Below are 11,999 nucleotides of genomic sequence, written 5' to 3'. Positions count from 1 at the left end.
AACTCCTCTAGAAAACGCAACAAGCTCAAACAATTTCATCAAGATTGCCACCAACGCCATCACCAAAACGAGATACGGAATAAATCCAAAAAACAGAAGCGTCTCCCTCGATTATCAAAAATCGGAGAACGTGTACTTACGATCACTTTCAGCCTCCTCAGCCAACCCTTCCTCCTTTCAATTCAAACAACATTTACAATCCCGAATAAAACCATCATCTCGAAAATAACCACCGCAGCTCCATTTAGTGAGAACAACAAACCCAGATGGTAAATAACAGCAGCAAATGCCAAGCTATACCTTGAGTACCAAAGCGCCACTCCTCGACCGTCGCCATATCCCATTCGAAATATTCCAATCGCCATGACAACCATCAATAACGCGCAAGCTGACAATTTCAGCACCTTCCAAGCAGAGATATCTCCTCGTCCTTCCCGATGTTCGGTTACTCGATACTTCAGAGAGAGAAGCACAACTGGGATTAACAGAACAACATCCACCACCAACATCGCCGCGTGATAAAAAACAACAACTTGAGGGTCTCTTGACCCCTCGGGAACATTTAACAATCTCGGAAATAAATGCAGCGACTTCTCGACAGCCCTCTTTATCCAATCGTGATTCATAATATTTCCAGGCGTTACAAACGCTATGACTACCGAAAAAAACACCGGGAGAATCAGCAATAAAAATAGAAAAAAAACATCACCAACATTCAGCTTCTTGATATAGCCCCCCGCTTATTAATAACACCCACAAAAAATTCCATTAATCAAGAAATCAGCCATGCGTCGACAGCACACCAAAATCCAATCCAATTCAAAAAAATATCAACTACCTTTCCCCAAAACTCTCATTCTTGTACTGCATCAACGGACTCAAAAAATACTCAATCAATCTCCTCTTCCCCGTCTTAATCTCCGCCGCCACAGACATCCCGGGCGACAGCTTCACCATCCGGCCGTCAACCTCAATCTCCGACCTCGACAACCTGATCTTCATCGCGTAAATCAAACCGCGCTTCTCATCCGGAATCGCATCATTGGAAATGTTGGTGACCGTCGCGGGAATCGTTCCGTATTTGGTGTACTGAAAAGTCTCCACCTTGATCTCGACGTCTTGACCGACTTTGACGAAGCCAACGTCCTTGTTTTCAAGGAACGCATCAACCTCGACTGGGTTATCTCTGGGAACAATCGCCATTAGCGCCTGCGCCGGGGTGACGACGCCGCCAATCGTGTGGATGGCAAGCTGCTGAACCGTGCCGTCCACTGGAGCCGTCAGGTGCATCAGTTGAACTCTTGTCTCGGACTTAACTCGTTCGCTCTCCAGAGCAGTCACTTTTTGAAGGCCTTCGTTGAGCGCATCGAGATGAAGGCGCCGTGTCTCAGCGGTCAAGGCCGCTCGTTGTCGCTTCACCTCTTGTTTTGCCGCTTCGATCTCCCGCAATCTGCCGCGTTGCGCGGCCAGATCGGCCTCCTGCTCGATTCGAAACTGCTCCTTCTCGAGATAGCTATGTCGAGAGACGAACTTTCTGTCTGCCAACGCCTGCAGATCCCGCGCACGCTGCGCCGCTATCGGGGCCGTCTGCTCCAGTTTCCCGATCAAAGCTCGTGTCGATTGCGCCTCCTGCGTTCGGCGAGCCATTTCGGCATCGATGCGAGACAGTTGTGCCTCGTACTCGGAAAACTGTCCTACCAAGTACGTCTGAGCCTCGAACGTCTGAGTAGCCGAAGCTTCGGGAGGCGCAATCAAGCTCCCGACTCGCCCCTCATCCAACGCCTTCAACATTGCCCGCGCGCGGGCAACCTGTAGTTGCGAGACGATCAGATCGTTGGCAATGCGCTCGTTGTCCGCGTTGGCTTCGGTGGCATCCAGGTCAATGAGAACGTCACCCGCCCGAACCTCGTCGCCGTCACGAACGTGAATCCGGGAGACGATGGCGGCTTCCATCGGCTGGACGATCTTGGTGCGGTCACTCGGGATCAATTTGCCGGGTGCCGTCGCGACGACATCGATTTTTCCTAGCACTGCCCACAACAAGGTCAGCGCCGCTAACGCAAGCAGAAGCCACATCGTGACTCTTGGCAGCGCGGATACCGGTTTTTCCCGTAACGCCAACGCCGCAGGTAGAAAATCGGCTTCATGCGGCAGGAAGCGCGCGGCATCGTTCTCCTTGCGGTGCTTCCAGGCATGCAGAAGGACATCCCGATATCGCTGCAACAGGTCGATAAGTGCGCGGGTTCGTAATCCGTCGATCATCATCAACCCCGCTGCATGCAGTGCAACTTCGTGTAGATGCCTTCCGGATTTCGCAATAGGTCTTCGTGTGCACCAATCTCCACGATCCCTCCTCGCTCCATCACAACGATTCGATTTGCGCCCCACACCGCAGACAATCGATGTGCCACGATGAGAACGGTGCGCCCCTGGCAAATCGCCCGCATATTGTTTTGAATGACGCGCTCCGACTCGTAGTCGAGCGCACTCGTCGCTTCGTCGAAAATCAGAATCCGGGGATCGGCCATCAGGGCACGCGCAATCGCGATGCGCTGCCGTTGCCCGCCGGAGAGCGTCGCACCGTGCTCCCCGACCAGCGTGTCATATCCTTCAGGTAGCTCGGTGATGAACTCATGGGCCCCCGCAAGCGACGCGATGCGCATCACCTTGGATAACGGAGCGCCTGGCGTTACGAGTGCAATGTTTTCACGCACGGTGCCATTAAATAGAACGCTCTCCTGCAGTACGACACCAACCTGTCGGCGTAAAGAGGACGCATCGATCAGGGCCAGATCGACGCCATCGACCATGACTCGGCCGCTCTCCGGAACATGCAAGCGTTGAATGAGTTTTGTGAGCGTGCTTTTGCCTGAACCGGAGCGCCCGACAACACCGATGACCTCTCCTGGTCGGATATCGAGATCAATGGCCTTGATCACCTCAGGAGAGTCGGATCGATAGCGAAAGGTCGTGCGTTCGAAGCGAACAGCCCCACGTATCGCGGGCAGCACGCTCTTGGCACCTGACACCTCAGTTTTGGCATTAAGGATGTCGCCCAATCGCTGCACGGAGATTCCGGTTTGCTGAAAATCCGTCCACATTTGGGCTAAGCGCATTACCGGCGTGGTCACGTGCCCCGCCAGCATGTTGAAAGCGATCAATTGCCCGACTGTCATGTCGGCTTCAATCACCTGCTTCGCACCCACATACATCGTGGCAACCGTTACGACCTTGCTCACGAATGACACGCCACTATTCGCGACGGTACCCACCATCGCGGTTCGGAAACTCGACCTAATGTAAGCGGCAAGCTGCTTGTCCCATTTCCGCACCCATTGCGGTTCTACCGCCAGTGCTTTAACCGTCTGGATCCCACTGATCGTCTCGACCAGAAACGCTTGATTTTCCGCCCCTCGATTGAACTTCTCGTTCAACCGGGAACGCAGTGGCGGGGTGAAAACAAGTGTCAACGCGACATAGCAAGGCAGCGATCCGACGACGATCCATGTCAATGTCACGCTGTAATGGAACATGACTGCGAGAAAGGCCACCGAAAACACTAGATCAAGGACCAACGTGACGGCATTCCCAGTAAGGAATGCCCGGATGTTCTCCAGTTCACGCACACGAGCGACGGAATCACCGACGCGTCTCGCCTGGAAGTAGCCGAGAGGAAGGTTCAGGAGATGCCTGAACAACCGGGCGCCGAGTTCAACGTCAATCCGACTGCTGGTATGGGAAAACACATAGGTGCGAAGCGCGGTCAGTACGACCTCGAAAATCACGACTGTCAGCAGACCTATCGCTATTACGTCAAGCGTACTCAAGCCCCGATGGACGAGTACCTTGTCCATGACGACCTGGAAAAACATTGGCGTCGCCAAGGCAAACAACTGCAAGACGAAGGAAACGAGCATTACCTCGGCAAGCAGCCGCCTGTATTTCACGATGGCGGGGATAAACCACGAAAAGTCGAATTTCGCCATGTCCCCAGCCAACGAGGCGCGCGACGCAAAAACGATTAATTCGCCGGTGGTTTGCTCCGAAAATTCAGCGAGCGTCAACGTTTTAGGACGGTTTTGGCTCGGATCTTGAATCAATACCTTGACGCCGTCACACCGCGCCAAAACGAGAGATGTCCCATCATTCGCAAAAGCTATTGCGGGCAACGAGGTATGCGCGAAGCGGTCTGAAGTCGGTTTGACTGCCTTTGCTTTTAGCCCGAGTTGTGTTGCGGCAAGAAGAATTGCGTCTTTCGTTAGTGGGCGCCCATCCACGGAGTATTGATGGCTTATCTGTGCAGCATCGACAGACAGATCGTGAAATCGAGCAACCAAGACGAGTGAAGCTAAGCCCGAGTCAAAGACGGCATTGGCCTCGGATTCAGACCTGTCGATCTCGCTTTCTGGTGGTAATTCGGACGTTGGACATGGTGTCGGCATGACAGTTGATCGACATCCCGCACCCGGACGCTGCCTCTTATGGTCCGGGGTTCGGAACTTTTCGAAACGCTGTTTGAAAGAGGCGCCGAAGTTACCGAAAACAAAAATGAACCACTTTCGTTTTTGGACCAAAGACTATTGATTGAGGAAATCGACCTAACTCGGCGCCGGAGACCTTGATGTCCGAAAATGACTAGCCGGACGTCCGGCTCGCGCGTAGAGTGACATCATGTTTCCCCCTCCCCCGCACACCATGAAGCTCGATCCGGATGTCTGCTACAAAGCAGTCTCAGCACGCGACCGACGCTTCGACGGCTGGTTCTTCGTCGGCGTCTCCTCGACCGGCATTTACTGCCGTCCCGTCTGTAACGTTCGCACGCCTCGCTTCGAGAACTGCTCGTTCTACGGTAGCGCCGCCGCCGCAGAAAAGGCCGGATACCGCCCCTGCCTCAAGTGTCGCCCCGAACTCGCGCCCGGCGGCGCACGCTTCGACGCCTCCCGCGAACTCGCCGACGCAGCCGCCGCCATGATCGACGAAGGCTTCCTCAATCACGCTCCTCTCCCCGATCTCGCCGCCCGTATCGGTATCACGGAGCGCCACCTGCGTCGCATCTTTGCCGACGAATTCGGTGTCTCCCCCGTCGAATACGCGCAGACGCAGCGACTGCTGCTCGCCAAACGCCTGCTCACCGATACCGCCCTGCCCGTGACGGAGGTGGCGCTCGCCGCTGGCTTCGGTAGCGTCAGACGCTTCAACGGACTCTTCAAGTCACGCTATGGTTTCGCCCCCGGACGCCTGCGCCTAAGCGCGCACAACGCCCGCATGGCCGCCATTCCCGACGGTGATCTGGTCTTTCAACTCGCCTATCGTCCCCCTTTCGCGTGGCACGCCCTCCTCGACTTTCTCGGTGACCGCGCAATCGACGGCGTCGAGTCCCGTGAAGGCGACGTCTATACCCGCACCCTGAGCCTTCAGCGGCAGGACGGGCAGACCGTCGCAGGCTGGTGCCGCATCTCGCCGCTCACGAATCGCCACGCTTTACAGGTGACACTTCCCCCCGCGCTCGCAGGCAGCGTGCCGCAAGTGCTCGGCAAACTCCGTCACCTGTTCGACCTCGGTGCGCGCCCCGATGTCATCGACGCCCACCTCGGACCCCTCGCCCTCGCCACGCCCGGCCTTCGCGTGCCCGGGGCGGTGGACGGCTTCGAGATCGCCGTGCGCGCCATCGTCGGCCAGCAAATCACCGTCAAGGGCGCACGTCGCCTGCTCGGACGACTCGCCGAGCGATTCGGCACGCCGCTGCCGACACCCGTCCACGGTTTGACGCACACCTTTCCGAGCGCGACACAAATGCTCGCCGTGCCCGTCGACGCCCTCGGCGAAGCCGGTATCATTCGGAGTCGTATCGCCGCAATTCACGGTGTCGCTCAAACGATTGTGGACGGCAAGCTGCGGCTCGATCCGCTCGCGCCGCTGGACGCGACGATGGCCTCGCTCCTCGCCATCAAAGGCGTCGGCCCGTGGACAGCGCAGTACATCGCGATGCGTGCTCTCGGCTCGCCCGACGCCATGCCAGTGGACGATCTGGTGCTGCGTCAGGCGCTCGGCATGCCCAACGGCCGCGCCGTCGCGACCCGCGCCGCTCAGTGGGCACCGTGGCGCGCGTACGCCGCATTGCACGTCTGGCGTGCTGCGGCACAAGGACCGGCTGGCCAGCCGGTCACGAATTTGCAGGAGGTGGTTGCATGACCCGCACGACAACACGCACAACAACACATTACGAAGCCTTTTACGACAGCCCACTCGGCGAGATGCTGCTCGTCGCCAATGGCGACGCGCTGACCGGCGTCTATTTCAACCAGCAGAAGTACTTCCCCGGAGACGGCGCGACGCGTCGCGACGGCACAGGTATCAAGGTGCTCGACGCAGCAAAGGAACAGCTCAACGAGTATTTCCACGACGGCCGCCGTCTGTTCGAACTGGATCTCGCACCGGACGGCACGCCGTTCCAGAAAAGCGTCTGGGACGAACTGCGCCGCATCCCGTTCGGCGAAACGCGCAGCTACGGCGATCTCGCCCATTCACTTGGCGATGCGAACAAGTCGCGCGCCGTGGGCGCCGCCAACGGGCGCAATCCGATAACGCTGATCGTGCCCTGCCACCGGGTGATCGGCGCAGACGGCACGCTGACGGGCTACGCAAGCGGCGTAGAGCGCAAGCTCGCCCTGCTCTCCCTCGAAGGCGCCGCACTCGCCCCCGTCATCGGCGCCAGCGCCGCCACGACGCGTCACACGCGCCTGTCCGCCCCGGCGAATCTGGCATTCGACTTCTGATTCGGCGTCAAACGCCGTCGGCACACTGCCCGTCTGGCACCGGATCATCGATGGCGATTCCGCCTATCGCCATCGGAGTCGACGCGTTTGGTGACAGCGTCCCATCTATCGCGTTCACGCATGCCGTACAATCGTGAGTTCATGTGTTTCTGCTTTGCACGACTATGCGCTCACGCACCGCCAAACGACTGACCCCCGACGCCGAGAAGCTGGTCGGCCACGCGCTCGCGCTGGCCGCCTCGGGTAGCCGCATCGAAGACCGTTTCTGGGAAGCCCAGCTCGACACGCTGCTCACGCGCGTGCTGCGCACCGGCAACCAGCCGGCCATCGACGCCGCGCTCGACCATCTCCAGGCCAACCATAGCGAAGCCTATGGCGCGCTCGCCGATCTGATCGAGTCGCAAAGCGAATCCGCCGAACCCGAGGCCGACGGCCAGACGTGGGACGGCCTGCTCGTCGCCATCCCGATCCTCGCCTGGACGCGCTACGCCATTCCGTCCGGCGCAGTGAAGCCGGACGCCCTCATGCCGGTTCGCGCCCATCTGCACGCGCATGTCCTCGCCGAATCGGCACGCGTGGCGATTTCGCCGTACCTCTACAGCATCGACCAGCTCCCGCGTACGCACTGCGAGTCGTGGAAGGTGACGCAGCAACTCGTGCAGGCCGCCGTCAGCAACGCCGAAGTCAAGCAGCCCGGCAACGACCTGCCGGAGACGGCCCCCATCCTCGCCGATCCGCGTTTCCTGCTCGCCGCCGTCGCCGTACCCAAGGGCGCCGCCATGTTCCGCTGGCAGGAAGACGGGCCACGTCACGCAGAGCGCGGCCAATGCCAGGAAGCGTGGTCAGCGCAAGGCGGGCCGAATCTGAATGCACTGCTGCCCGGCTGCGAGATCGAGTGCCTCCTGCCCGACGCGTACTACGCCAGTTGCCGCGAAGCCGACGAACGCATTCGTCCGCATACGATTCGTACGGCGCTGCGCTATCTGGAAGATGTCCTCACGCTCACGCCGCCGGAATTGCGTGCGGTGGTCGCAGGCTTCGGCGAACAGAATATCGACGAGTACCGCATCGGTTTCACGCAACGCGGTAGCAACGACGTGATCTACGGTGTGGTGTGGCCGCTCTACGGTCGCGAGAACGGTGAAGTCGAAGGCGGTGCGCTCGACGAAGTCACGGACCTGCTGAAGGCCTGCGGCGTGACCGAGATTCGCAAGCATCCGGGCCGCTTCGATCCGGAATATTGCGACGACTGCGGCGTGCCGCTCTATCCGGACCCCGTGGGCGAAGTCGTCCATGCGGAAATGCCGGAAGACGCCGAACCGAGCCGTCCGCACTTCCATTGATCGTGCGTCAAAATAAATCGGCCGTGCGTGATGAGCGCACGGCCGATTTGCTTTTGCGACGATCAGCGAGGTGCCAGCGTCACCACGCAACGATGCAACGTATGTCCTGACGCCAGATACTTGCGCTCGAACGGCGTCATGGTCGCGGCGCTGTCCTTCGGCACCCACGCCTCTACCTGAGCAGACACGCCGCTCAGCCATTCGACTGCAAGCGCGAATTCCTCGATGTAGATATCCCAGTTGCTGCGGCATTCGAGCACGCCACCGAGCGCGACGACCGCAGGAAACACGGCGTGCGCGTGCCAGCGACGTGAGAGCTGACCGATCTTCGGCCACGGATTCGGATAGAGGATGTAGTGACGCGCAGGGCGAATGCCCGCGTCGTGCAGTTGCCGCCAGAAGTCCACGAGATCGGCGCGCACCCACACAAAATTCTCGGGCCACTCACCGTCCCACCAGTCCTTACCGCGCACAATACGGCTCTCCGACTGATCGATGCCGATAACAAAGTGATCGGGGAATTGTGAGGCGAGCCGCAGCGTGCTCTCACCCACACCACATCCGGCGTCGATGATCAGCGGTGCTGCGCCCGCGCTGCGCCATGCAGCGATCGCCGCGTCGAAGGCTGCGGCGCTGTAGGCCGCGAGTGGCTTGCGAAAGACGGCGTCGCGATGACGGCTCACCAGTTCCGTCAATTTGTCGTGTGGACCGGTCTGCGCACTGCCGACCGTGCGTGAATTTGCAAACATGCCGAATAGAAAAATCGCGAATGCACCGAGGGCGATGCGCGAATGCATAGCGCATGAACGGCACGATCCGCGTGAAAAGCCCTGAAAAGTGCCGCTGTTCGAGCGATTGCGTCAACGTCTGCGATGACACAATGCGCCCCCTATTGCCGCATAACTGCGGTAGAAGCTGCGAGAAACCTGCAAAAAGAGAAGCGTTTTCCGCGCCGATGTTCGCGTCGAAAAACGTCGCTACGCAGCGTGGATGGCCCGCATTGTAGCGCGCTGTAACTTTCACGCGCGACGCAATCAGGTCTACGGGCTTACCCGGCGGGCGTGAGCGGCTTCTTTTTCGGTTAAGATGGATGCCGCTTCGCCGCTGTCTTTCAAAATGCGGTCAAGCTTCTTCGCGAGCGGCGCATGCCAGCGACTCATAAGATGAGTCATCGCATGCCCGCATTGCTCTGCAATGCTCAGGGCCGGTTCACACACACGGCCCTCACGCCCCCGAGAATACGTCAAGCAATGTCGAATCGATTTTTCCAACGCGCCGCAGGCGTCGTGATGCGAGCCGTGCGCCAGGTCGCAGGCATCGCATCCATCGCTGCGCCGCTTTGCCTGTCGGCCTTCACGGCCCCGGCACAGGCCTTCACCCTCGAACAGCATCGCGCGCTGGTCGAGCAATTCATCAACACGCGTCACGCCGATCCGATGGTGGCCGACTGCGCTGCGCACGCGAGTTTCGTCGTCGCCACGCTCCCCGGCTACGAGAGTGTCGAGTACGGCGAGACAGCACTCGATCCCGAACACGCGAAAATCGAACCCTGGAACGGCCCGTTCGACGATCGCAAGCAACGGGTCGACGTCACGCAAATGGTCGAACTCGATGGCGTCGGCAAGCGCACGAGCGGCCAGACCGACAATATCCACATTCGCTGCGGATACGCCGACGGCCGCATGATGGGCTTCGACTACACGTCGCCGCTCTCTCAGGTCGAACAGCCGACGAAGCGCGCCGCACGTGGCAACACGCGCGGCAAGGCCGCTCACGCGAGCGCGAAGTCGGGCAAGAAGGGCACAACGGCCAAGTCGTCCGCAAAAGCCTCGTCGTCCAAGTCGGGCAGCACGAAGAAGAGCACGACGAAAAAGAAGAACTGATCGCTGCACGTGGATTGATCGGCGCGAAGCGGTCTTAGCGAATGTCGGAACGCGTAGCGCGAGAGATCGCGCTACGCTTCGTCACGCCTGTTCACGTGCATTCGACAGGGCCATCACTGACGCGTCGCGTGCACTATGCGCCGACGTTGTTCGACTCGAATCTCGCCATCATGACGCGTCCCGGATGTTTCAACTTTCCGCCGAACGTGACGTAGTGCCTCAGAATGTGCGGCGCAACGCCTCGTTTGCTCGCCAGGGCATCCAGCCCGCCCTCGGACGCGATGCCCTGCTTGCCTAGCGCCTGGATCTCCCTGAGCAGCGTCGGCGTGACTTTGTTCGTGTGGGACGGATCTATGCCGTAGAGTCTGGCCCGCCCAAGGGGAGTCAACTGGCCACGGCAGTCGATGTAGCCTCTTAACGTGTCAAACGCTACGTGGTTCGCCTTCGCCACGACGGCAAGTCCGCCCGCCGCCTTGATGCCTCGCGGCCCCAACGCCTCGATATCGCGCAACAGCTCATTGGATATCTTGGAAAGGCGCGGGCGCCACCCCACCTTCATCATGCGAATTCCGAGGTGTCCCAACACGCCTTTGCCGTTGACGTGACTTCTCAGGCTGCTCAGGAAGACGTTATGTCGGTCCGCCAGAACACGCAGTCCTCCTGCAGCGCGAATACCGTTCGCGCCAAGCCGCAGAATGATATGCAGCAATTCCGGCGTCACCGGCACCTTTTTGGCACGGCGAGTGGGATCACCGTCGTCAAGCAGTCTTGCGCGCCCCAAAGCTGTTGGCTTGCCGTGCCGGTCGACGTAACCCTTCAGGGTGCGGTACGGAATACCCTCGTCCCGGGCAATGGCGCGAAGGCCGCCCCTCGACTTGATACGATGAGTCCCCATCTTTTCAAGGGCCCGCAACAAGCCGATGGTCACCTTTTCAGTGCGGAACTGGCCGGGTTCAGCCGCCCGGTCGCTCCCCTCCGGGGACAGCTTGCCGCACTTGGAGATGTAGGCTCTCAACGTGCTTTGCGCAATGCCATGTTCGTCCGCTATCCGATCGATTCCGCCCTTGGCCGCTATGCCACTCGCGCCCAGGGCCTCAATGCGGCGCAAGAGCTCGCCTGTCACTTTGGTGCGCCCCCTTCCACGCGAGGCATTTTGCGATGTGCCCCGCGGCACTTCATTCGTCGTCACCCGATCGGACTGCGTCTGCACCAACACCAATGCTGCTGAGAAGGCGGCGGGCCCGGCGTCCGTGCCGGACATCGGCGGTTGCCCCGAAGGTATTATCGTGGCGAGGCCTACGGGGCGACCGCCTGCATAGACCATTCGCTGTTCACGCAAGCGCGCCACGATCCCATGAATGTCAGTGGGCGTCAGATTCCGTTCTGCACACGGGACGTGGGGCGACGTCTTTTGCCACGAAGCGCCGTCGGGACCCAACGCTCTGGCCTCGTGAGCCGCACGGACATTGGTCATGATTTGTGTGAACTCCGCAGGCGTAGCGACCGGCCGCGGCCTCTCATGCGTCGCATAGACTTCGGCCATGATTTGCGTGAACTCCACCGGCGTGGCGACCGGAGGCGGCCTCTCATGTGCCGCACAGACTTCGGCCATGATTCGCGTGAACTCCACCGGCGTGGCGACCGGCGGCGGCCTCTCATGCGCCGCACAGACTTCGGCCATGATTTGCGTGAACTCCACCGGCGTGGCGACCGGAGGCGGCCTCAACGGAAGTTCGTGCGACGGATCGGGAGCGTAAGAGCGCCCGTGATGGGCTTCCCACGCGCCCCCTTCGAGACTCTCGATGTGCGATTCGGCCTGACGCAAACCTTGCCAGGCCGATGAGAACGTGGAGAACAAGGTCGCGGGCGCTTCAGGCACCCATTGAGCGGAGGGGGCGAGGGAATGCCCGTTGCCCGCGTCGAATCCGATACGCATGCTGTCCCCTGACAAAACGAAATGGGGACGCGCTGCGTCCCCGTCACTGTCAGATTCTGTA

The 11,999-nt window shown here is 59.8% G+C and carries 9 protein-coding genes; 4 read left to right on the top strand and 5 right to left on the bottom strand.

Annotated elements, in window-relative coordinates:
• Positions 1–182 precede the first annotated feature (182 nt).
• The 3 genes from NTU39_RS10500 to NTU39_RS10490 all read right to left on the bottom strand — a co-directional run bounded on the left by NTU39_RS10500 (position 183) and on the right by NTU39_RS10490 (position 4,442).
• Positions 183–626 carry a hypothetical protein gene (locus NTU39_RS10500; protein ID WP_257959787.1) on the bottom strand — a complete coding sequence of 148 codons (444 nt, stop codon included), beginning with the start codon at positions 624–626 and terminating at the stop codon, positions 183–185.
• A 208-nt stretch (positions 627–834) separates the two neighbouring features.
• Positions 835–2,265: an HlyD family type I secretion periplasmic adaptor subunit gene (locus NTU39_RS10495; RefSeq protein WP_257959786.1), complete on the bottom strand. Its 1,431-nt coding sequence runs from the start codon at positions 2,263–2,265 to the stop codon at positions 835–837.
• Complete coding sequence (locus NTU39_RS10490; protein ID WP_257959785.1) at positions 2,265–4,442, bottom strand: type I secretion system permease/ATPase; 2,178 nt, start codon at positions 4,440–4,442, stop codon at positions 2,265–2,267. Before NTU39_RS10490 ends, NTU39_RS10495 begins: the two co-directional genes overlap by 1 nt.
• Positions 4,443–4,695: 253 nt before the next feature.
• On the opposite strand from NTU39_RS10490, the gene NTU39_RS10485 reads away from it, so the two are divergent.
• From NTU39_RS10485 to NTU39_RS10475, 3 genes are all read left to right on the top strand, one after another.
• Positions 4,696–6,192 (top strand): DNA-3-methyladenine glycosylase 2 family protein, encoded by a 1,497-nt coding sequence (locus tag NTU39_RS10485; RefSeq protein ID WP_257960068.1) that lies wholly within the window; start codon positions 4,696–4,698, stop codon positions 6,190–6,192.
• Positions 6,189–6,776, top strand: coding sequence for a methylated-DNA--[protein]-cysteine S-methyltransferase (locus NTU39_RS10480; RefSeq protein ID WP_150664861.1), 588 nt, complete (start codon positions 6,189–6,191; stop codon positions 6,774–6,776). The genes NTU39_RS10485 and NTU39_RS10480 overlap by 4 nt, the downstream gene beginning before the upstream one ends.
• A 164-nt stretch (positions 6,777–6,940) precedes the next feature.
• The gene (locus tag NTU39_RS10475) at positions 6,941–8,119 is read left to right on the top strand and encodes a DUF2863 family protein (protein WP_150664860.1); all 1,179 of its coding nucleotides are present in this window, start codon (positions 6,941–6,943) and stop codon (positions 8,117–8,119) included.
• Positions 8,120–8,181: 62 nt separating this feature from the next.
• On the opposite strand, the gene trmB is transcribed toward NTU39_RS10475, so the two are convergent.
• Positions 8,182–8,868: a tRNA (guanine(46)-N(7))-methyltransferase TrmB gene (trmB, locus tag NTU39_RS10470; protein WP_257959784.1), complete on the bottom strand. Its 687-nt coding sequence runs from the start codon at positions 8,866–8,868 to the stop codon at positions 8,182–8,184.
• 501 nt (positions 8,869–9,369) lie between these two features.
• Between trmB and NTU39_RS10465 the strand changes: the two genes are divergently transcribed.
• Entirely contained in the window at positions 9,370–10,002 is a 633-nt protein-coding gene (locus NTU39_RS10465; protein WP_150664858.1) for a BspC domain-containing protein, read from the top strand.
• A 133-nt stretch (positions 10,003–10,135) separates the two neighbouring features.
• On the opposite strand, the gene NTU39_RS10460 is transcribed toward NTU39_RS10465, so the two are convergent.
• On the bottom strand, positions 10,136–11,938 hold the full coding sequence (locus NTU39_RS10460; protein ID WP_257959783.1) for a hypothetical protein: 1,803 nt from the start codon (positions 11,936–11,938) through the stop codon (positions 10,136–10,138).
• Between the last annotated feature and the right edge of the window lie 61 nt (positions 11,939–11,999).

This window comes from Pandoraea commovens, from assembly GCF_024704525.1.
In the GTDB taxonomy this organism is placed as follows: Bacteria; Pseudomonadota; Gammaproteobacteria; order Burkholderiales; family Burkholderiaceae; genus Pandoraea; species Pandoraea commovens.
The sequence above is the reverse complement of the archived record's forward strand: the minus strand, read 5'-3'. Positions and strand labels throughout refer to the sequence as shown.

Excerpts from the sequence above, each read along its gene's own strand:
- NTU39_RS10490 (WP_257959785.1), bottom strand. The coding sequence starts at position 4,442 with ATGCCGACACCATGTCCAACGTCCGAATTACCACCAGAAAGCGAGATC.
- NTU39_RS10495 (WP_257959786.1), bottom strand. The coding sequence starts at position 2,265 with ATGATGATCGACGGATTACGAACCCGCGCACTTATCGACCTGTTGCAG.
- NTU39_RS10475 (WP_150664860.1), top strand. The coding sequence starts at position 6,941 with ATGCGCTCACGCACCGCCAAACGACTGACCCCCGACGCCGAGAAGCTG.
- NTU39_RS10500 (WP_257959787.1), bottom strand. The coding sequence starts at position 626 with ATGAATCACGATTGGATAAAGAGGGCTGTCGAGAAGTCGCTGCATTTA.
- NTU39_RS10465 (WP_150664858.1), top strand. The coding sequence starts at position 9,370 with ATGTCGAATCGATTTTTCCAACGCGCCGCAGGCGTCGTGATGCGAGCC.
- NTU39_RS10480 (WP_150664861.1), top strand. The coding sequence starts at position 6,189 with ATGACCCGCACGACAACACGCACAACAACACATTACGAAGCCTTTTAC.
- NTU39_RS10460 (WP_257959783.1), bottom strand. The coding sequence starts at position 11,938 with ATGCGTATCGGATTCGACGCGGGCAACGGGCATTCCCTCGCCCCCTCC.
- trmB (WP_257959784.1), bottom strand. The coding sequence starts at position 8,868 with ATGTTTGCAAATTCACGCACGGTCGGCAGTGCGCAGACCGGTCCACAC.
- NTU39_RS10485 (WP_257960068.1), top strand. The coding sequence starts at position 4,696 with ATGAAGCTCGATCCGGATGTCTGCTACAAAGCAGTCTCAGCACGCGAC.